Below are 21,316 nucleotides of genomic sequence, written 5' to 3'. Positions count from 1 at the left end.
GTTCCGGTCAGCTCTTCGAGTTACCAGTCCGTCGGTAGTAGGCTCGCGCCGTTTGTTGACGCACATATGTACCCCCGCCCGACGGGGGCCGAGCTGGGGGAGGCCATGCGCTTTCGCGGGAAGTCCATCCGCCGGAAGATCGTGGCGTTGCTTCTCGTGCCGCTGGTGTCCCTGACCGCCATCTGGGGTTTCGCCACGGTACTGACGGGGCGCGAGGCACAACAGCTGTTCAACGTGTCGTCCGTCGTGGAGCAGATCGGCTACCCCATCGAGGACACGGTCCGCGTCCTGCAGCAGGAACGCCGCCAGACCCTCGTCCACCTCGCCGACCCCCGTGCCTCCGACGGCCAGTCCGCCCTCGCCCGCAGCCGCACCGCCACCGACAGGGCCATCGCCGAGATCCGCGCGAACGCCGAGGACCCCGATGTGCGCGACGCCATGGGCCAGGGCACGGCCGAGCGTCTCACCACGGTCCTGGACGCCTTCGACGGCCTCGGCCCGCTGCGCCGCAGCGTCGACGACGGCACCGTCAACCGCGCCACCGCCCTCGACCTCTACAACGGTCTGGTCGACCCCTGCTACAACCTGCTCGCCAACCTCCACGTCGTCGACAACGTGGAGATGGACAAGCAGTACCGCGCCCTGATCAACCTCGCCCGCGCCCGTGAACTCCTCTCCCGCGAGGACGCCCTCCTCGGCTCCGCGCTCGTCGTCGGCGAACTCACCCGCGTGGAGGTCCGGGAGGTCTCCGACTACGCGGCCCAGCGCGACCTCCTCTACGACGTCAACCTCCCTCTGCTGCCCTCCTGGGAACGCGACCGCTTCAGCCGCTTCTGGAAGAACGCCGGCAGCGCCCCGCTGCGCGTCGCCGAGCAGGCCGCCGTCTCCGACGGGGCGGGCACCCCCAGCGGTGTCACGGCGAAGAGCTGGGACACCGCGGCCGGCAATGTGCTGGCCGAAGTGGCCGAACTCAACGACGAGGCGGGCGACCGCTATCAGGAACGCGTCCGGCCCGTCGCGATGGGCGTCATCGCCAAGGCGGTCATCGCCGGTGTGCTCGGCCTCCTCGCCCTGCTGGTCTCCCTGTTCCTGTCCGTCCGCATCGGCCGCGGCCTGATCCGCGATCTGCGCCAGCTGCGCCTGGACGCCCACGAGGCCTCCGGCGTCCGGCTGCCCAGCGTGATGCGCCGCTTGTCGGCGGGCGAACAGGTCGACGTCGAGACCGAAGTGCCGCGCCTGGAGTACGACAAGAACGAGATCGGCGAAGTCGGCCAGGCCCTCAACACCCTCCAGCGCGCCGCCGTCGAGGCCGCCGTCAAACAGGCCGAACTGCGCGCCGGTGTCTCCGAGGTCTTCGTCAACCTGGCCCGCCGCAGCCAGGTGCTGCTCCACAAGCAGCTCACCCTCCTCGACACCATGGAACGCCGGACCGAGGACACCGACGAACTCGCCGACCTGTTCCGCCTCGACCACCTCACCACCCGTATGCGGCGGCACGCCGAGGGCCTGGTGATCCTCTCCGGCGCCGCCCCGTCCCGGCAGTGGCGCAAGCCCGTCCAGCTCATGGACGTGGTGCGCGCCGCCGTGGCCGAGGTGGAGGACTACGAGCGCATCGAGGTCCGCAGGCTGCCCCGCGTCGCCGTCACGGGCCCGGCCGTCGCGGACGTCACCCATCTGGTGGCCGAACTGCTGGAGAACGCCACCGTGTTCTCCCCGCCGCACACCGCGGTGCAGGTGCTCGGTGAGCGCGTCGCCAACGGCTTCACCCTGGAGATCCACGACCGCGGACTCGGTATGGCCGCCGACGCCCTGCTGGACGCCAACCTGCGGCTCGCCGAGACCCCCGAGTTCGAGCTCTCCGACACCGACCGGCTCGGCCTGTTCGTGGTCAGCCGGCTCGCCCAGCGCCAGAACGTCCGCGTCTCCCTCCAGCCGTCCCCGTACGGCGGCACCACCGCCGTCGTGTTCATCCCCGACGCCCTGCTGTCCGACGAGGTCCCGGACACCAACGGCATCGGCTTCCGCCTGGACCGTCCCGGCCCTTCCAAGGAGGCCGAGCTGGAGGAAGCCCGCCGGCTGGAGGAGAGCCGCCGCACCGCGCTGGCCCAGGTGCCCGTACCGCTCCCCGGTCTGCCCACCCAGCTCCTGGACGGTCCGGTCGAGCTGGAAGCGCCGGTCGACCTGGACGCCCTGGACGACTTCCCGGACGCGCTGGACGAGGACGACGGCGAGCAGGGCGGCCTGTTCCGCCCCCGCCGGTCCCGTCTCTCCCGCACCGAGGACACCACCGGCAGGCCACGCACCGGTGCCCCCGACCGGCTCGCGCCGGACGACCAGCTCGGCGCGGCCGTCCCCCTGGTCCGGCGCGGCGCCCCCAAGCTGGTCAGCTCCCACGGGCGCCCGGTCACCGACCAGCGCTCCCGGCGGGACGAGCCCAAGGGCGGGTCCACGTCGGACGCCGGCCAGCACGACCCCGACGCCCCCGCACCGCTGCCCACCAGGCGCCGGGGCGCCTCGCCACTGCGCCGCGGCCCGGGCGGCACGGAGCCGTCGGCGCGGGCCGACATCGCGCCGCAGCTGGGCGAGCCCAGGGAAGCGGCTCGCGGTGATGCGGACGGGGAGCCCCCGTCGCTTCCCCGCCGCATCCGCCGTGCCGAGATCGAGTCCCGCACCCCGAACTCCCCGGACCGCCGCCAGGCACCCGGTCCGGCCGATGCCGACGCCGGCCCGGACCCCGCGCCACCGCAGCCCGGTGCGGCGCCCCTGCCCAGGCGCGTACGCCAGGCCAATCTGGCGCCCCAGCTCAAACGGGAGCCCGCTCGACCGACCGAGGGCACGACCGAGCCCGACGAGCGGGACGCCGATGAGGTCCGCAGCCGGATGTCCGCGCTCCAGCGCGGCTGGCAGCGCGGCCGTGAGGAGAACGCCGCGGGGGACGACGCCCCGGGCGGCACAGCACCACGAGGAACGAACAAGGGGGACGGTCGATGACCGCACCGAAGGCGACCGACGACACCGGGACCACGGGGTCCGGCGAGCTCAACTGGCTCCTCGACGAGCTGGTGGACCGCGTCGCAAGCATCCGCAAGGCCGTCGTGCTCTCCGGCGACGGACTGCCGACAGGCGCGTCCAAGGACCTGACCCGGGAGGACAGCGAGCACCTGGCCGCCGTCGCCTCCGGCTTCCACAGCCTGGCCAAGGGCGTCGGCCGCCACTTCGAGGCCGGCAGCGTCAGGCAGACCGTGGTCGAGCTCGACGAGGCCTTCCTCTTCGTGACGGCCGCGGGCGACGGCAGCTGCCTGGCCGTGCTCTCGGACGCCGACTCCGACGTCGGCCAGGTCGCCTACGAGATGACGCTCCTCGTCAAGCGGGTCGGTGTGCATCTGGGCACGACTCCACGCACCGATCTGCCCGCGGGCGGGTAGTGGGATGACATGAGTGCAGAGGGTCAGGCAACAAGCCACTGGTTCGACGACGAGGCCGGGCCGGTCGTCCGTCCGTACGCCATGACGCGCGGCCGCACCACGAGTGCGGCCCAGCACCGCCTCGACCTCATCGCGGTGGTCGTCGCGGACGCGCGCGCGGACGACCCGGAAGAGGACTCGACGCTGTCCCCCGAACACGTGGACATCGTCGAACGCTGCCGCGACACCCCGCAGTCCGTCGCAGAACTCGCCGCCGAACTCGACCTGCCCATCGGTGTGGTGCGCGTCCTCGTCGGGGACCTCGTGGCGGAGAAACTCGTCCATGTGAACCGGCCCGTCCCCCCGGCGGAGCTGGTCGACGAGAGTATCCTGCGCGACGTGATCAACGGCCTCCGGGCGCTGTGACCGGCGCGGAAGCGAGGTAGCGACGTGACAGGCTGGCAGTTCTGGGTCGACCGAGGCGGAACCTTCACGGACATCGTCGCGCGACGCCCCGACGGCCGACTGCTCACTCACAAACTCCTCTCGGAGAACCCGGCACGCTACTCCGACGCCGCCGTCGCAGGGGTCCGCCTGCTGATGAACGGCTCCGACGAGCCGATCGAGGCCGTCCGGATGGGCACCACCGTCGCCACCAACGCCCTCCTGGAACGCAAGGGCGAGCGCACCCTCCTCGTCATCACCCGCGGCTTCCGCGACGCCCTGCGCATCGCCTACCAGAACCGGCCCCGCATCTTCGCCCGCCGCATCGAACTCCCCGAGCAGCTCCACGAGCGGGTCGTCGAGGTCGACGAGCGCATCGCCGCCGACGGCACCGTGCTGCGCGCCCCCGACCTGGACGCCCTCGCCGGGCCGCTGCGCCAGGCGTACGACGACGGGATCCGGGCCGTCGCGGTGGTGTGCATGCACAGCCACCTCCACCCCGCCCACGAACAGGCCGTGGGACAGCTCGCCGAGGACATCGGCTTTCCCCAGATCTCGCTGTCCAGCGAGGTCAGCCCGCTGATGAAGCTCGTCCCGCGCGGGGACACCGCCGTCGTCGACGCCTACCTCTCCCCGGTCCTGCGCCGCTACGTCCAGCACGTCGCCGACGAGCTCCACGGCGTCCGGCTGATGTTCATGCAGTCCAACGGAGGCCTCGCCGAGGCCCGGCAGTTCCGCGGCAAGGACGCCGTCCTGTCCGGCCCGGCCGGCGGCATCGTCGGCATGGCCCGTATGTCGCAGCTGGCCGGATTCGACAAGGTCATCGGCTTCGACATGGGCGGCACCTCCACCGATGTCTCGCACTTCGCGGGCGAGTACGAGCGGGTCTTCACCACCCAGATCGCCGGTGTCCGGCTGCGCGCGCCCATGCTGGATATCCACACCGTCGCCGCGGGCGGCGGCTCCGTGCTCCACTTCGACGGCTCCCGCTACCGCGTGGGACCCGACTCGGCGGGAGCGGACCCCGGCCCCGCCTGCTACCGCGGCGGCGGCCCGCTCGCCGTCACCGACGCCAACGTCATGCTCGGCCGTATCCAACCGGCCCACTTCCCGCATGTGTTCGGCCCCGACGGCGACCAGCCGCTCGACGCGGACCTCGTCCGTGAACGGTTCACCGCCCTCGCGCGCGAGATCCGGGAACAGACCGGCGACGACCGCACCCCGGAACAGGTCGCCGAGGGCTACCTCCAGATCGCCGTCGCCAACATCGCCAACGCGGTCAAGCGGATCTCCGTGCAGAAGGGCCACGACGTCACCCGATACGCCCTCACCACCTTCGGTGGCGCGGGCGGCCAGCACGCCTGCATGGTCGCCGACTCGCTCGGCATCCGCACTGTCCTCGTCCCGCCCATGGCCGGTGTCCTGTCCGCACTCGGGATCGGCCTCGCCGACACCACCGCCATGCGCGAACAGTCCGTCGAGGCCCCCCTGGAGCCGCCCGCCATGCCGGCCGTCCGCAAGACCGCCGACGACCTGGAATCCGCCGCCCGCTCCGAACTCCTCGCCGAGGACGTCCCCGAGGACCGCATCACGGTCGTCCGCCGCGCCCAGCTCCGCTACGACGGCACCGACACCACCCTCTCCGTCGAGCTCACCGAACCCGACACCATGCGCCGCGTCTTCGAAGAACGTCATCGCGCCACGTACTCCTTCGCCCTCGACCGCCCGGTCGTCGTCGAAGCCCTCTCCGTAGAAGCCACCGGCATCACCGAACCCCCCGATCTCTCCACCCTGGGCACCCACCGCGGCGCCCCCTCCGCCCCCGGCACCGTCCGCCTACACACGGGCGGCGTCTGGCGCGACGTACCCCTCCACCGCCGCGAGGAACTGCCCCCCGGCGTGACCGTCACCGGACCCGCGCTCATCACCGAGGCCGGTTCGACGACCGTCGTCGACGACGGCTGGCGGGCCGCGACGACCGACGACGGGCATCTGGCCATGGAACGGGCGGCGATTACACAGAGTTCCGATCTCGACACAAAAGCAGATCCCGTTCTGCTGGAGGTCTTCAACAACCTCTTCATGTCGATCGCCGAACAGATGGGCGCCCGCCTGGAGTCCACGGCCCAGTCCGTCAACATCAAGGAGCGCCTGGACTTCTCCTGCGCCCTCTTCGACCCCGACGGAAACCTGGTGGCCAACGCCCCGCACATCCCCGTCCACCTGGGTTCGATGGGCACCAGCGTCAAGGAGGTCATCGAGCGCCGGGGCGACTCGATGCGGCCGGGCGACACCTACGCCGTCAACGACCCCTACCACGGCGGCACCCACCTGCCCGACGTCACGGTGATCACCCCCGTCTTCGATGCGGAGGGTGACCGGATCCTGTTCTACGTCGCGTCCCGCGGCCACCACGCCGAGATCGGCGGCATCGCCCCCGGCTCCATGCCGGCCGACAGCCGCACCATCGAGGAGGAAGGCGTCCTCTTCGACAACTGGCTCCTCACCGAGGGCGGCCGCTTCCGCGAGGAGGAGACCCGCCGACTGCTCACCGAGGCGCCCTACCCCTCCCGCAACCCCACGACCAACCTCGCCGACCTGCGCGCCCAGATCGCCGCCAACCAGAAGGGCGTCGACGAAGTCGGCCGCATGATCGAGGACTTCGGACTCGACGTCGTCCAGGCGTACATGCGGCACGTCCAGGACAACGCCGAGGAGGCGGTCCGCCGCGTCATCGACGCCCTCGACGACGGCGAGTACTCCTACGAGACCGACTCCGGCGCCGTCATCCGCGTCCGCGTGCGCGTCGACCGCGAAAGCCGTACCGCCACCATCGACTTCACCGGTACGTCACCGCAGCTCGCCACCAACTTCAACGCCCCCTTCGCCGTGGTGAACGCGGCCGTCCTGTACGTCTTCCGCACCCTCGTCGACGACGACATCCCCCTCAACGACGGCTGTCTGCGCCCCCTGAGGATCATCGTGCCGCCCGGCTCCATGCTCGCCCCCGAACCCCCGGCCGCCGTCGTCGCGGGCAACGTGGAGACCTCCCAGGCCATCACCGGCGCCCTCTACGCCGCGCTCGGCGTCCAGGCCGAGGGCTCCGGCACGATGAACAACGTCACCTTCGGCAACGAACGCCACCAGTACTACGAGACCGTCGCCTCCGGATCCGGCGCGGGCGACGGCTTCGCCGGCGCCCCCGTCGTCCAGACCCATATGACCAACTCCCGGCTCACCGACCCCGAGGTCCTGGAGTGGCGTCTGCCGGTGCAGCTCGACGAGTTCGCCGTCCGGCGCGGCAGCGGCGGGGCCGGGCGGTGGCGCGGCGGGGACGGCGCGGTGCGCCGCATCCGCTTCCACGAGCCCATGACGGTCTCCACGCTCTCCCAGCACCGCAGGGTCCCGCCGTACGGCATGGCGGGCGGGAAGCCCGGTGCGCTCGGCGTCAACCGCGTGGAGCACGCGGACGGCACGGTCACCGCACTTGGCGGAAGCGACACGACCGAGGTCGGCCCCGGCGACGTACTCGTCATCGAAACCCCCGGCGGCGGAGGGTACGGCCCACCGTCGCCCGACACCCATCAAGCAGGAGAAGAGATCGATGATCTTCGGGCGTTCTGAGCGCGGCAAGCCGCCGGTCGAGCCCGTCACGCTCAAGATCCTCGTGGCCGGAGGCTTCGGGGTGGGCAAGACCACCCTCGTCGGCTCGGTCAGCGAGATCAGGCCACTGCGCACCGAGGAGTACCTCACCGAGGCGGGCCGACCCATCGACGACACCAGCGGTGTGGAGGGCAAGACCACCACCACCGTGGCGATGGACTTCGGCCGCATCACCCTGCGCGAGGACCTCGTGCTGTACCTCTTCGGCACACCCGGCCAGGAGCGGTTCTGGTTCATGTGGGACGAGCTGTCCGAGGGCGCCCTGGGGGCGGTCGTCCTGGCCGACACGCGGCGCCTTGAGGACTGCTTCGCCGCGATCGACTACTTCGAGAGGCGTTCCATACCCTTCCTCGTCGGAGTCAACTGCTTCGAGGGCGCCGCCCGCTACCCGGTCGAGGACATCAGGCGCGCGCTCGATCTCGATGACGACGTCCCGCTCGTCCTGTGCGACGCCCGGGACCGCGAGTCCGTCAAGGAAGTGCTCATCGGTGTCGTCCAGCACGCCATGGCCCAGGCGGCGGACCGGCGCCAGAAGGTCACCACCTGATCCACGCGCGCGCACGGCCCGTACCCCCGCCGACCGGGGTACGGGCCGCGGCTTGTGGAGTACCGCACGCGCGCGTGGTTACTCCTCCTCGTCCTCCAGCCAGCCGAAGCTCTTCTCCACCGCCTTGCGCCAGTTGCGGTACTCACGGTCGCGCACCGCGGACTCCATCGACGGCGTCCACTCGACGTCCTTCCGCCAGTGCGCCTTCAGTTCGTCGAGGTCGTTCCACACCCCGGTCGCGAGCCCGGCCGCGTAGGCGGCGCCCAGGCACGTCGTCTCGGACACCTTGGGCCGGATCACCGGCACGTCGAGGACGTCCGCCTGGTGCTGCATGAGCAGGTTGTTCTTCGTCATGCCGCCGTCCACCTTCAGAGTGGTGATCTGCACCCCGGAGTCCTGGTACATGGCGTCCACGACCTCGCGCGTCTGCCAGCTCGTCGCCTCCAGCACGGCACGCGCGAGATGCGCCTTGGTCACGTAGCGGGTCAGGCCGGTGACCACTCCGCGCGCGTCGGAGCGCCAGTACGGCGCGAACAGACCCGAGAACGCGGGCACGATGTACGCGCCGCCGTTGTCCTCGACGCTCGCCGCGAGGGACTCGATCTCATCAGCCGTACGGATGATGCCGAGCTGGTCGCGGAACCACTGGACGAGCGCGCCCGTTATGGCGATCGACCCCTCCAGGCAGTACACGGGCGCCTCGCTGCCGATCTTGTAGCCCATGGTCGTCAGCAGACCGTTCTTCGACGGCACCGGCCGGTTGCCGGTGTTGAGCAGCAGGAAGCTGCCCGTGCCGTAGGTGTTCTTGGCCGTGCCCACGTCGTAGCAGGCCTGCCCGAAGACCGCCGCCTGCTGGTCGCCGAGCGCCGAGGCGACCGGCACCCCGGCGAGCTGGCCCACCGCCGTGCCGTACACCTCGGCGGAGGAGCGGATCTCCGGCAGCACCGCTTCGGGGACGTTCATGGCGGAGAGGATCGAGGAGTCCCACTGCAGGGTCTCCAGGTTCATCAGCATGGTGCGCCCGGCGTTGGTGACGTCGGTGACGTGCCGGCCGCCGTCGGTGCCGCCGGTGAGGTTCCAGATCAGCCAGGAGTCGATGGTGCCGAACGCGATCTCGCCGCGCTCCGCGCGGGCCCGCAGCCCTGGCACGTTGTCCAGCAGCCACGCCGCCTTGGGGCCGGAGAAGTAGCTGGCCAGCGGTAGGCCGGTCTGCTCGCGGAAGCGGTCCTGCCCGTCCGAGCCGCCGAGCTGGTTGCACAGCGCCGAGGTGCGGGTGTCCTGCCACACGATCGCGTTGTGTACGGGCTTGCCGGTCGCGCGGTCCCACAGCACCGTCGTCTCGCGCTGGTTGGTGATGCCGAGCGCGCTGAGCTGGTCCGCGCGCAGTCCGGCCTTGGCGAGGGCCCCGGCGACCACCGCCTGGACCTTGGACCAGATCTCGGTGGCGTCGTGCTCCACCCACCCCGGCTTGGGGAAGATCTGGCGGTGTTCGCGCTGGTCGACGGCGATGATCGCGCCGTTCTCGTCGAAGATGATGCAGCGGCTGGAGGTGGTGCCCTGGTCGATCGCAGCGACGAACTTGTTCGTCATGACGTCCCCTTCGTGGGTTCCTTCAGAATGCTGCGTTGAAGATGAGCCCGGACAGCGCCCCGCCGATCAGCGGCCCGACCACAGGAATCCAGGAGTAGCCCCAGTCCGAGGTGCCCTTGTTCGGAATCGGCAGGACGGCGTGCGTCAGCCGAGGCCCCAGGTCACGGGCCGGGTTGATGGCGTATCCGGTGGGACCGCCGAGCGACAGACCGATGCCGACGACCAGGAACGACACGATGAGGATCGCCGTGCCGGACTCGCCGAGGCCCTCGGTCAGGCCGAACGCCAGGATGGGCAGCACCAGGGCGATGGTCGCGATGATCTCGGTGATGAGGTTCGCCACGGGTTTGCGGATCGTCGGCGACGTGGCGAAGATCCCGAGCGTCGGCTGCGCCTTGTCCTCCTCGGCGTTGGCCTGGAACTGCGCGAAGTAGACCAGCCAGCACAGCACCGCGCCGAGGATCGCGCCGACCATCTGTCCGGCGATGTAGACAGGGACCTTGTCCCAGTCACCGGTGTCGATGGCGATCCCCACGGTCACCGCCGGGTTGAGGTGCCCGCCGGAAAGCGGCGCGGCCGTGTACGCCCCGGCCATCACGCCGAAGCCCCACCCGAACGCGATGACGACCCAGCCCGCGTCCTTGGCCTTGGAGTAGTTCAGTACGACGGCGGCGACGACTCCGGCGCCGAAGAGGATCAGGATCGCGGTGCCTATGACTTCACCGACGAAGATGTCTCCGTTGCTCATGGCGGCTCCTAGGCGCTGGCCCGGAGTGATCGACCCCGGCCCTCGTGCAGGGTGCGTTTCCCACAGCGACTTCAACCGAAGGCAGGGAGGGTCCCGCGCCCCGCCCGGCGTCCGTGACGAGCGTGCCGTCGTCGCATCGCCCCTCGGGGAACGGCCATGGCTGAAACAGGCCGGTCCCGCGCGGCACTGTGCCTGGTACGCCGTGAATGTACGGCGATGTCGACTGACACCGGAAGTGTTCACCGGTGTCCCAAGGGCGTCAAGGTCGTGGACAGCAACGGTTTGAGGGCGTGTTCTGTACGCCGGGGCGGCCGTTGTGGGGGGCGGGTTTCGGCCGCCGTCGGCGTCAGCGCACGGCCAGGACGGCCGATCCGTGCCCGAACAACCCCTGGTTCGTCGCGATGCCCACGCGCGCGCCCGGTATCTGCCGGTCGCCCGCCAACCCCCGCAACTGCCAGGTCAGTTCGCCGACCTGGGCGATGGCCTGGGCGGGGACGGCCTCACCGAAGGAGGCGAGCCCCCCACTGGCGTTCACGGGTATGCGCCCGCCCGGCGCCGTCGCGCCCTCCCGGAGCAGCTTCGCCGCCTCGCCCTCGGCGCACAGCCCCAGATCCTCGTACCACTGCAACTCCAGCGCCGTGGACAGGTCGTACACCTCCGCCAGGGACAGATCCTCAGGACCGACGCCCGCCTCCTCGTAGGCCGCGCGGGCGATCGACGCGCGGAACGACTCCGCGGCGGGCTCCACCGCGACCGCCGAGTCCGTCGCGATGTCCGGCAGGTCGAGCACCGTGTTGGGGTAGCGCGGGGTCACGGTGGACACCGCGCGGATCCGCACCGCCTCCGCCCGGCCGTGCCGCCTGGCGAAATCCATGCTGGACAGCACCAGCGCAGCCCCGCCGTCGGAGGTCGCGCAGATGTCCAGCAGCCGCAGCGGATCGGCCACCGTGGGGGAGGCGGCTACCTCCTCGGCGGTGACCCGCTTGCGGTAGCGGGCGTACGGATTCAGCGCACCCATCGCCGAGTTCTTCACCTTGACCTGCGCGAAGTCCTCCGCGGTGTCCCCGTGGAGAGCCATGCGCCGCCGCGCGTAGAGCCCGAAGTAGGTGGGATTGGTCGCCCCGAGCACGCGGAACCGCAGCCAGTCCGGATCGTCCGGACGCTCCCCTCCGGCAGGCCGGAAGAAGCCCTTGGGAGCCGCGTCGGCCCCCACCACGAGCACGGTGTCCGCGAGCCCGGCGAGGATCTGCGCCCGCGCGGCACCGATGGCCTGTGCCCCGGACGCGCAGGCCGCGTACACGCTGGTGACCCGCGCCCCCTGCCAGCCGAGCGCCTTGGCGAACGTGGCCCCGGCGACATACCCCGGATACCCGCCCCGCACGGTGTCCGCCCCGACGATCGAGCTCACCTCCCGCCAGTCCAACCCCGCGTCGGCGAGCGCGGCGCGTGCGGCCACCGCCCCGTACTCGACGAAGCCGCGCCCCCACTTGCCCCACGGGTGCAGGCCCACGCCGAGCACCGCCACCTCGTCCGTCACGCCGCTCGCCCCCTCACCGGCCGCCACTGCCAGGTCGTCCAGACGGTCTTCGCGTCCTCGTGGAGCACCCCCGGCACGACCTCCACCTCCATGCCCACGGTCAGATCACCGACCGTGACCCCCACAACCGCCTGACCCAGCACCACCAGGCGCTCTGCCTCCAGTTCCACAGCGACCAACGTGTACGGCCGCCACGGAAGTTCCGGATCGGTCACATAGGGTGACGGCGGCCGGTACTGGCTGTCCGTGTACGACCAGACGCGGCCCCTGGGGGAGAGCGGCACCTCCTCCAACGCGCCGCCCAGGCACCCCGGGTTGCGGCAGTGCGTGTCCTCGCGCGGGAAGAACACCGACGCACAGGCGGAACAGCGCGTGCCGAGCAGCCGGAAGCCGTCCCCTTCCCCGGTGAACCAACCCTCGACCACAGGCGAATGTGAGCGCGACAAAGGCCCTCCCCGGAACGGATCTGACGGAACGTCAGAAGTGTGACACGGGCGCGCAGGAAAGGGCACCGCCCCTTCGAGACCCGCTGGTGGAACGTTCCTGGGCCGCCCGCGGAAGACGTCGTTCTCGTGATCGGCTACAGTCCGCCGCGTGTCCGAAACTCAAACCTCCAACCCCAACTCCGCGCCGGACTGCCACTGTTCGAGCTGCGGAGCGCCCTTCGGAGAGGGCGTGACCGGCTGGCCCCGCACCTGCCCGGCCTGCGGCGCGGTCGCCTACCGCAACCCGCTTCCCGTCGCCATCGCGCTCCAGCCGGTGTACGACACCCAGGGGACAGCCCTGGTCGTCATCACCCGGGCCATCGGCCCCGCGCGGGGGAGCCTGGCGCTGCCCGGCGGCTACATCGACGACCGCGAGGACTGGCGGCAGGCCGTCGTCCGCGAACTCAAGGAAGAGACCGGCATCGACGCCGCGGCCCGCGACGTACGCCTGGTGGACGCCATGAGCGCCCCCGACGGGCATCTGCTGCTCTTCGGGGTCCTTCCCACGCGTCCGGCCGACAGTCTCCCGCCGTCCGTGGCGACGCACGAGACCGAGGGCTGGCAACTGCTGCGCCGCCCCCAGGAACTCGCCTTCCCCCTGCACACCGTGGCCGCACGGGCCTGGTTCGAGGGCCGCTACTGAGATCGGCCCCGGTCGAGCCCGCGCACCCGCACCGGGTAGTCGGGCTCACCGGCGCCGCCCTCGCCCTCCCGCTCCACGACCACCCGCCGGCCCTGCCAGCGGGCGACGTACCGTTCGATCTCCGGCTCGTCCCAGCCGTCGCCCGCGTCCGGCACGACCAGCCCGCCCCCGGTGCGGCCCCGCGCGGGCGCCCACACCTCCAACTCCAGCCCGCCGTCCTTCCCACGCACCGGAAGGACGGCCCCCGCGCGGGCGAGCACCGGAATCCGTGACAGCGGCGCGTCCACGAGCACCTGACCAGGACCCTCGTAGACCCGCTCCGTCACCACGTCGTACCAGCGCCCGCGCGGCAACTGCACCGCACGCCGGTCCGCACCGGGACCGAGCACCGGCGCCACCAGCAGACTGTCGCCCAGCAGAAAGGCGTCCTCACAGTCGCGCAGTGCCCGGTCCTCAGGCGTCCACCACCACACCGGCCGCACACAGGGCGCCCCGGTACGGCGGGCCGAATGCGCCAGTGTCAGGAAGTACGGCAGCAGCCGACGGCGCTCCAGCAGCGCCACACGCGCGTGCTCCAGCACCTCGGGACCGAACTCCCAGGGCTCCCTGCGCCCCGCGCGCAGCCCGGCGTGCGTCCGGAACAGCGGCAGGTACGCGCCCAACTGGAACCAGCGCAGATACAGCTCGGGCGACGGACTCCCGTCGAAGCCCCCGATGTCCGGCCCCGAGTACGGGACCCCGCACAGACCCAGCCCCAGCACCAGGGACAGCGAGGCCCGCAGCCCCGGCCACCCCGTCGCCACATCCCCCGACCACGTGCCGCCATAGCGCTGCAGCCCCGCCCACCCGGAACGGGAGAACACGAAGGGCCGCTCCTTGGGCGACAGTTCGCGCAACGCCTCGTACGCCGCCCGGGCCATGCACAACGCGTACACGTTGTGCGCCTCACGATGATCGCCGCCGCGCCCCTCCAGGGAGTGCCGGGCGGAACGCGGCAATGTCGACTCCCCGAACGCGGTGAACGACGTGGGCTCGTTCATGTCGTGCCAGAAGCCCGCGAACCCCTGCGCCAGCCGCTCCTCGTACAGGGCACCCCACCACTCACGCACGCGCGCGTGCGTGAAATCCGGGAACACCGCCTCCCCGGGCCACACGACCCCCTCCACGTGCCGACCACCGGCGTTCCGCACGAAGGCGTCCACGGCCGCCCCGCCGTCGTAGACGGCGATTCCGGGTTCGGCCTTGACCGCGGGGTTGACGATCGACACCAGCCGTATGCCGTCCCGCCGCAGGTCGTCGGCCAGCTGCGGCAGCTTGGGGAAACGCTCGCGGTCGACGGTGAACACGCGGTGGTCGTCGAAGTGGTCGATGTCCAGATGAACCGCGTCCAGCGGCAGCCCGCGCTCCAAGTAGCCCGAAACGATTCGCCGCACTTCCTGCTCACTGCCGAAACCCCACCTCGCGTGATGGTGCCCGAGCGCCCACGCGGGCGGCACCGCGGCACCCCCCGTCAGCGAGGCCCAGGCGAGCAGCACGCGCGCGGGAGTACCGACCATCACCCAGCAGCGCAGCGGACCGCCCTCCATACGCAGCTCGGACATCCCCACGCGGTCGTGACCGGAACCGGCCCCCTCCTCGCCCTCCCGCAACGTCACCGTGCCGTCCCAGGACGTGTCGTGGAACACCAGATGCGTCGCGGCGTCGGCCACCACCATCTGCACCGGCATGGTGAGGTACAGCGGATCGTCCTCCGGGCCGTAGACACGGCCCGGGTCGGTGTTCCACAGACGGTACGTACCGTTGCGCAGCCGGGGCCCCGACGCCCGGCCGCCCAGCCCGAAGAAGCGCGCGTCAGCGGCCACCTCCGAGCGCTGCATCCACCGCGCCGGACCGCCGCCCACCGGCTCCCACCAGCGCGGCGGCAGATCGCGCCGCAGAGATACCCCGCCGGGGGTGAGCACCTCGACGGCACCGTGCCGCGAGACCACCACCGTCACCCGCTCGGCCACCACCCGCCAGCCCCCGTCCGTGTCCGGCTCCAGCACCGCCCGCGGATCGGGCTCCGGACACCCGCCCGCCAACGCGTACGACGGCTCCGCCTCCGCCCCGTCCCAGCCCCAGAACACGGCACCGTTCACCGCCACCGTGATCCGCAGCACCGACCGGCTGAACCGGAGAACCCCGCCGCCGGGCCCGGGCTCCGCAGCCCGCACGGCACCGGGCACGCGCGCCCGCTCGGCCCCCCGGGGAGGCAGCCCGACGGCGTCCGCACGCCATCTGCGCCAAGCCGCCCGCACGGTACGCAACCCCTGAGCCGTCCCCAAAAAACCGGCCCTCCTCACCGAACGCACCAGGTCACGACCGTCCATGCTGCTCAGCCTGCCATTCACCGCGTCCCACATGCGTGTCGTTCAATCTCCGTTCACCTGTGGTGGGCCGCCACATCCTCGCGACACGGACTATGTGCGGGGCACCCTGGTGCAGGAGTCGATCACATGGCATCGTCCGTGTCAGCCGCGTCACGCGCACACCCAGCTCGTGCGCGGATGACGCCCACAACGCGCACAGTCCGGGAGCCGCTACATGTCGACCCTGAACCCCGAGCCGCTCTGGCAGCCGGATCCGGAACATATCGCCCGAGCACAGGTCACCAAGTTCCAGACCTGGGCCGCCGAGCGCCACGGAGCGCCGGCGGAGGGCGGTTACGCGGCACTGCAACGCTGGTCCGTCGACGAGCTGGACACCTTCTGGAAAGCCGTCACCGAGTGGTTCGACGTCCGGTTCTCCACGCCCTACGCGCGCGTGCTGGGCAGCCGCGAGATGCCCGGCGCCCAGTGGTTCCCCGACGCGACCCTGAACTATGCCGAGCACGCCCTGCGCGCCGCCGACACCCGCGCCGACGAGGCCGCGCTCCTCCACGTGGACGAAACCCACGACGTGACCCCCATGAGCTGGGGCGAACTGCGCCGCCAGGTCGGCTCCCTCGCCGCCGAACTGCGCGCCCTCGGAGTACGCCCCGGGGACCGCGTCAGCGGCTACCTGCCCAACATTCCGCAGGCCGTCGTCGCCCTCCTCGCCACAGCCGCCGTGGGCGGCGTATGGACCTCCTGCGCCCCCGACTTCGGCGCCCGCAGCGTGCTGGACCGCTTCCAGCAGGTCGAACCGGTCGTCCTGTTCACGATCGACGGCTACCGCTACGGCGGCAAGGAACACGACCGCCGCGACACCGTCGCCGAACTCCGCCGTGAACTGCCCACCCTGCGCGCCGTCGTCCACATCCCCCTCATCGGCACCCCGGCCGTGGACGGGGCCATGGAGTGGTCCGCGCTCACCGGCGCCGACACCGAGCCGGTCTTCGAGCAGGTGCCCTTCGACCACCCCCTGTGGGTGCTCTACTCCTCCGGCACCACCGGACTGCCCAAGGCGATCGTCCAGTCCCAGGGCGGAATCCTCGTCGAACACCTCAAACAGCTCGGCCTGCACTGCGACCTCGGCCCCGAGGACACCTTCTTCTGGTACACCTCGACCGGCTGGATGATGTGGAACTTCCTCGTCTCCGGCCTCCTCACCGGCACCACGGTCGTCCTCTACGACGGAAGCCCCGGCTACCCCGACACCGCCGCCCAGTGGCGCGTCGCCGAACGCACCGGCGCCACCCTCTTCGGCACCTCCGCCGCCTACGTCATGGCCTGCCGCAAGGCGGACGTCCACCCCGGCCGCGACTTCGACCTCTCCAAAGTGCAGTGCGTCGCCACCACCGGCTCCCCCCTGCCGCCCGACGGCTTCCGCTGGCTGCACGACGAGGTCCGCGACAACCTCTGGATCGCCTCCGTCAGCGGTGGCACCGACGTCTGCTCCTGCTTCGCCGGAGCCGTACCGACCCTGCCCGTCTACATCGGCGAACTCCAGGCCGCCTGCCTCGGCACCGACCTGCAGTCCTGGGACCCCAGCGGCAAACCCCTCATCGACGAGGTCGGCGAACTGGTGGTCACCAACCCGATGCCCTCCATGCCGATCCGCTTCTGGAACGACCCCGACGGCACCCGCTACCACGACAGCTACTTCGACACCTACCCCGGAGTCTGGCGCCACGGCGACTGGATCACCGTCACCTCACGCGGCTCGGTGATCATCCACGGCCGCTCCGACTCCACGCTCAACCGCCAGGGCGTACGGATGGGCTCCGCCGACATCTACGAGGCCGTCGAGCGGCTCCCCGAGATCAAGGAGTCCCTCGTCGTCGGCATCGAGCAGCCCGACGGCGGCTACTGGATGCCCCTCTTCGTCCAGCTCGCGCCCGGCGCGGTCCTCGACGGCGCCCTGCTCGACCGGATCAAGCGAACCATCCGCGAACAACTCTCCCCGCGCCACGTCCCCGATGAGGTCATCGAAGTGCCGGGCGTCCCGCACACCCTGACCGGAAAGCGCATCGAGGTACCCGTCAAGCGCCTCCTCCAGGGCACCCCCCTCGACAAGGCCGTCAACCCGGGCTCCATCGACAACCTCGACCTGCTCCACTTCTACGAGGACCTCGCCCGCAAGCGCGCCTGACACCTCGCGCGACCACACCCTCCGCCACCGGCCTCGGACGACAAAGTCCGAGGCCGGACGCATTGTCAGTGCCCCCGGTTACTGTGAGTGAGCATTGATCGACCGTGCACACAGGGGGAAACATGACGCACACCGACCACCGCACCATGCGACACGTCCTGCACCGCGAAATCGCCGGCACCATCGGCCTGCTCACCGACGAGCACGACTTCCGTACCATGCGCCGCTACCGAAGTTTCACCTTCGACGACCACACGACCTACCTCCGACAGGTCGAGACCCTCCTCAAAACCCGCGCCTCGGAAGGCAGCCACACCACAGTGGCCCTCTTCGACCCTCAGGAGTACGCCGAATTCTGCGCGGCCACCGGCCTCGACCCGGACGTACCGTCCAGCCGCACCCGCTACACCGCCGAACTCGCCACCACCGGCCCCAGCCTCCCCTACGAGGGACAACCCCTGACCGACCTCGTCCCGGACCTCATCGACGAAGCGGTACGCCAGGCCACCTGGGAGTACGCCTCCACCCTCCTGGCCCGCCTCGGCGCCTGCGCCACCTGCGGCGAGGACATCGGCCGCGCGGCTTTCACCCGCGCCTCCGCCCTGCTCGTCCGCATCCTCGACACCGCACGCCCCGGCCACCGGCACCTCGTCTGCAGCGTCTCCAGCACACCCGAACCCCTGGTCGCCGTCCTCCAGGCCGACGAGGACACCCACGGCACCACACAACTCGACGAAGCCGAAGCCCTCGAATTCACCACCGTCCTCGCCCTCGGCATCGCCACCCGGAGCACCGGCGGACTCGTCATGCGCACCAGCGCACCCGGCAGCGCCGACACCATCTACGGATGGCGCCTGCGCGGAGACGGCCTCGAACCCCTCACGGCCGGAGAGGTCTTCGACGCCTATTGCACCGACGCCGAATCCGGCGAGCTCATCTCCCCGGAGTCCAACGTCGACTACACGGTCCCACCGGACCTCGGAGAACCAGGAGAAGGAACAGCGCACACCCACTGAGCGTGAAAGGGGCGCCCCACCCGCAGGCGGAGCGCCCCTCACGACCCCGGGACCCAGGCCCCGGACCGACTACTCGCCGGACAGCACCGCCTGCGCGGCACTGCGTGCCTCGTCGGCACTGTCAGCAGCCCGCGCGGCGGCCGCGGCCCGCTCGCACTGGGCCAGCGTGTACTTGGCCAGAGTCGCCCGCACATAGGGAATCGACGCCGCACCCATGGAAAGGGAGGTGACACCCAGACCCGTCAGCACACACGCCAGCAACGGATCGGACGCGGCCTCACCGCAGACACCACAGCTCTTGCCCTCGGCCTTCGCCGCTTCGGCCGACAGCGCCACCAGGTCCAACAGCGCCGGCTGCCACGGATCCTGCAGCCGGGACACCGCACCCACCTGACGGTCAGCGGCGAAGGTGTACTGCGCGAGGTCGTTGGTGCCCAGTGACAGGAACTCGACCTCCTGGAGGATCGAGCGCGCCCGCAGCGCCGCCGACGGGATCTCCACCATCGCGCCGAACTTCGCCTGCAGCCCCGCCTCACGGCAGGCCTCCGCGAACGCCTTGGCATCCGTGCGATCGGCCACCATGGGGGCCATGACCTCCAGGTAGACCGGCAGACCTTCGGCAGCCTTGGCGAGCGCGGTCAGCTGCGTGCGCAGGATCTCCGGGTGGTCCAACAGCGTCCGCAGCCCCCGCACGCCCAGAGCCGGGTTCGGCTCGTCGGCCGGGGTCAGGAAGTCCAGCGGCTTGTCGGCACCGGCGTCCAGCACCCGCACCACGACACGCCCCTCGGGAAACGCCTCCAGGACCTGGCGGTACGCTTCGACCTGCTTCTCCTCCGACGGCGCGTTCTTACTGTCGTCCAGGAAGAGGAACTCGGTACGGAACAGACCGACACCCTCGGCACCGGCCTCGACCGCGGCAGGCACGTCCGAGGGCCCACCGACATTGGCCAGCAGCGGCACCTTGTGACCGTCGGCCGTGGCACCAGGACCGGTCGAAGCGGACAGCGCGGCCTTGCGCTCGGCGGCAGCAGCCCGCAGCTGCTCCTTCTTCTCCTCGCTCGGTTCCACGAAGATCTCGCCGGTGCTGCCGTCGACAGCGATCAGCGTGCCCTCGGCCAGCTCACCGGCCCCGGGCAGCGCCACCACGGCCGGTACTCCGAGGGCGCGCGCCAGGATGGCGCTGTGACTCGTCGGACCGCCCTCCTCGGTGACAAAACCGAGCACCAGGGTCGGGTCCAGCAGTGCCGTGTCGGCCGGCGCGAGATCCCGGGCGACCAGCACGTACGGCTCGTCGCTGTCCGGAACACCCGGCATCGGAACCCCGAGCAGACGAGCGACAATACGATTCCGCACGTCATCCAGATCGGCCACCCGGCCGGCCAGGTACTCACCGGCGTTCGCCAGCAACTCGCGGTACGCGGCGAAGGCGTCGTACACCGCGCGCTCGGCGGTGCTCCCCACGGCGATACGCCGCTCCACGTCCGCCAACAGCTCGGGGTCCTGGGCCATCATGGCCTGCGCCTCAAGCACCGCCTGGGCTTCGCCCCCCGCCAGATTGCCGCGCGCCATCAGATCGGCTGCCACAGCCTCCACGGCCTTGCGAGCCCGCCCCTGCTCGCGCTCCGCCTCTTCCGCCGGGATCTGCTTGGCCGGCGGCTCAAGGACCGCCGTTCCCATGTGCCGAACCTCGCCGATCGCCACACCGTGGCTCACGCCGACGCCTCGCAGCGTTGTCTCCATCTCACCCGTCTCCGTTAATGCGGCGGGTCCCGCCGCCGCGGTGGTTCTCCCTACGTGCCGTCACGGGGCGGCCTGCGATGACGTCACTTCCAAAGGAAGAGACTATCGCCGGCCTTCACATCGCCCTCGTCACGGAGATCGGCAAGGGCCTCGGCGGTGGCTTCGAGAGCGACGACCGGGCACACCGGGGACTTGCCGGCGGCCTCAACCGCGGCCGGGTCCCAGCGCACCACGGCCTGGCCGCGGGTCACGGTGTCCCCCTTGTTCACGAGCAGTTCGAAGCCCTCGCCATTGAGCTGCACGGTGTCGATGCCCAGGTGGGTCAGCACGCCGTGGCCGTGCTCGTCCACCACTACGAACGCGTGCGGGTGGAGGGAGATGATGACTCCGTCCACGGGGGAGACGGCTTCGGAGGGCTCACGGACGGGGTCGATCGCGGTACCCGGGCCGACCATGGCCCCGGAGAAGACCGGATCCGGCACTGCCGCGAGTCCGATGGCGCGTCCGGCGAGCGGGGACGTCACGGTGGTCATGGGAAGCCTCCCAGGGGTGGAGAGTCATATGGGCCGTCACTGCCTGTACCCGACGGCGCACTGTTCAGCAGCGTGTCATAGGAAGCACAGGTTCCGCATGACCGGCCGTCTGGTGGTCTAGACCACTATAGCCTCTATCGATTTGCGGCGCCTCCTCGGCCGCGTGTACAGTCGTAACCCTGCCTGGGGGTGAACGACGCGAACCAAGCGTCATCACTCGGCAGCACCCAAACTTGTCAGATCCTGTCTCGGGGTCACTTTCTGCATGCCTGCAGGACGGTGGTCAGAGGGTCGGAAAAACCCTGATAGAGTTTGGAAACACCGAAGGGAAGCGCCCGGAGGAAAGCCCGAGAGGGTGAGTACAAAGGAAGCGTCCGTTCCTTGAGAACTCAACAGCGTGCCAAAAGTCAACGCC

Annotated in this window: 15 protein-coding genes; 8 read left to right on the top strand and 7 right to left on the bottom strand. The window is 70.8% G+C overall.

Annotated elements, in window-relative coordinates; genetic code table 11:
• The first annotated feature begins 105 nt into the window (after nt 1-105).
• Genes ACZ7L7_RS34715 through ACZ7L7_RS34695 form a run of 5 tightly spaced genes read left to right on the top strand, consistent with a single transcriptional unit; the run spans nt 106 to nt 8,058 of the window.
• Nucleotides 106-2,991: a nitrate- and nitrite sensing domain-containing protein gene (locus ACZ7L7_RS34715; RefSeq protein WP_472077880.1), complete on the top strand. Its 2,886-nt coding sequence runs from the start codon at nt 106-108 to the stop codon at nt 2,989-2,991.
• The gene (locus ACZ7L7_RS34710) at nt 2,988-3,425 is read left to right on the top strand and encodes a roadblock/LC7 domain-containing protein (protein ID WP_285511323.1); all 438 of its coding nucleotides are present in this window, start codon (nt 2,988-2,990) and stop codon (nt 3,423-3,425) included. The genes ACZ7L7_RS34715 and ACZ7L7_RS34710 overlap by 4 nt, the downstream gene beginning before the upstream one ends.
• 9 nt (nt 3,426-3,434) lie before the next feature.
• Nucleotides 3,435-3,830 (top strand): DUF742 domain-containing protein, encoded by a 396-nt coding sequence (locus ACZ7L7_RS34705; protein ID WP_453604233.1) that lies wholly within the window; start codon nt 3,435-3,437, stop codon nt 3,828-3,830.
• A 24-nt stretch (nt 3,831-3,854) separates the two neighbouring features.
• Nucleotides 3,855-7,472 carry a hydantoinase B/oxoprolinase family protein gene (locus tag ACZ7L7_RS34700; protein ID WP_471591745.1) on the top strand — a complete coding sequence of 1,206 codons (3,618 nt, stop codon included), beginning with the start codon at nt 3,855-3,857 and terminating at the stop codon, nt 7,470-7,472.
• Nucleotides 7,453-8,058, top strand: a complete 606-nt coding sequence (locus ACZ7L7_RS34695) for a GTP-binding protein (protein ID WP_285511320.1) — start codon at nt 7,453-7,455, stop codon at nt 8,056-8,058. The genes ACZ7L7_RS34700 and ACZ7L7_RS34695 overlap by 20 nt, the downstream gene beginning before the upstream one ends.
• A gap of 78 nt (nt 8,059-8,136) precedes the next feature.
• Here ACZ7L7_RS34695 and glpK read toward each other — a convergent pair whose 3' ends face one another.
• From glpK to ACZ7L7_RS34675, 4 genes are all read right to left on the bottom strand, one after another.
• Nucleotides 8,137-9,648 (bottom strand): glycerol kinase GlpK, encoded by a 1,512-nt coding sequence (glpK, locus tag ACZ7L7_RS34690; protein WP_285511319.1) that lies wholly within the window; start codon nt 9,646-9,648, stop codon nt 8,137-8,139.
• A 22-nt stretch (nt 9,649-9,670) separates the two neighbouring features.
• Complete coding sequence (locus ACZ7L7_RS34685; RefSeq protein ID WP_453604238.1) at nt 9,671-10,396, bottom strand: MIP/aquaporin family protein; 726 nt, start codon at nt 10,394-10,396, stop codon at nt 9,671-9,673.
• 346 nt (nt 10,397-10,742) lie between these two features.
• Nucleotides 10,743-11,933 carry a lipid-transfer protein gene (locus tag ACZ7L7_RS34680; protein WP_453604240.1) on the bottom strand — a complete coding sequence of 397 codons (1,191 nt, stop codon included), beginning with the start codon at nt 11,931-11,933 and terminating at the stop codon, nt 10,743-10,745.
• Entirely contained in the window at nt 11,930-12,358 is a 429-nt protein-coding gene (locus ACZ7L7_RS34675; RefSeq protein WP_453604242.1) for a Zn-ribbon domain-containing OB-fold protein, read from the bottom strand. Before ACZ7L7_RS34675 ends, ACZ7L7_RS34680 begins: the two co-directional genes overlap by 4 nt.
• 169 nt (nt 12,359-12,527) lie before the next feature.
• Here ACZ7L7_RS34675 and ACZ7L7_RS34670 point away from each other — a divergent pair, with 169 nt between their 5' ends.
• Nucleotides 12,528-13,061, top strand: coding sequence for an NUDIX domain-containing protein (locus tag ACZ7L7_RS34670; RefSeq protein ID WP_471429960.1), 534 nt, complete (start codon nt 12,528-12,530; stop codon nt 13,059-13,061).
• Here the strand turns inward: ACZ7L7_RS34670 and ACZ7L7_RS34665 are convergent.
• Entirely contained in the window at nt 13,055-15,430 is a 2,376-nt protein-coding gene (locus tag ACZ7L7_RS34665) for a glycoside hydrolase family 31 protein (RefSeq protein ID WP_472077879.1), read from the bottom strand. The genes ACZ7L7_RS34670 and ACZ7L7_RS34665 overlap by 7 nt on opposite strands.
• Before the next feature lie 214 nt (nt 15,431-15,644).
• On the opposite strand from ACZ7L7_RS34665, the gene ACZ7L7_RS34660 reads away from it, so the two are divergent.
• Both ACZ7L7_RS34660 and ACZ7L7_RS34655 read left to right on the top strand, forming a co-directional pair.
• Complete coding sequence (locus ACZ7L7_RS34660) at nt 15,645-17,612, top strand: acetoacetate--CoA ligase (RefSeq protein ID WP_472077878.1); 1,968 nt, start codon at nt 15,645-15,647, stop codon at nt 17,610-17,612.
• A gap of 122 nt (nt 17,613-17,734) precedes the next feature.
• The gene (locus tag ACZ7L7_RS34655) at nt 17,735-18,628 is read left to right on the top strand and encodes a hypothetical protein (RefSeq protein WP_472077877.1); all 894 of its coding nucleotides are present in this window, start codon (nt 17,735-17,737) and stop codon (nt 18,626-18,628) included.
• Nucleotides 18,629-18,697: 69 nt separating this feature from the next.
• On the opposite strand, the gene ptsP is transcribed toward ACZ7L7_RS34655, so the two are convergent.
• Nucleotides 18,698-20,368 (bottom strand): phosphoenolpyruvate--protein phosphotransferase, encoded by a 1,671-nt coding sequence (gene ptsP / locus ACZ7L7_RS34650; RefSeq protein ID WP_472077876.1) that lies wholly within the window; start codon nt 20,366-20,368, stop codon nt 18,698-18,700.
• A gap of 83 nt (nt 20,369-20,451) precedes the next feature.
• Nucleotides 20,452-20,901, bottom strand: coding sequence for a PTS sugar transporter subunit IIA (locus ACZ7L7_RS34645; protein WP_453604248.1), 450 nt, complete (start codon nt 20,899-20,901; stop codon nt 20,452-20,454).
• Nucleotides 20,902-21,316 lie beyond the last annotated feature (415 nt).

Source organism: Streptomyces sp. NPDC110618 (assembly GCF_055657065.1).
Note: the sequence above shows the minus strand (reverse complement) of the source record. Positions and strands in the feature narration are given on the sequence as shown.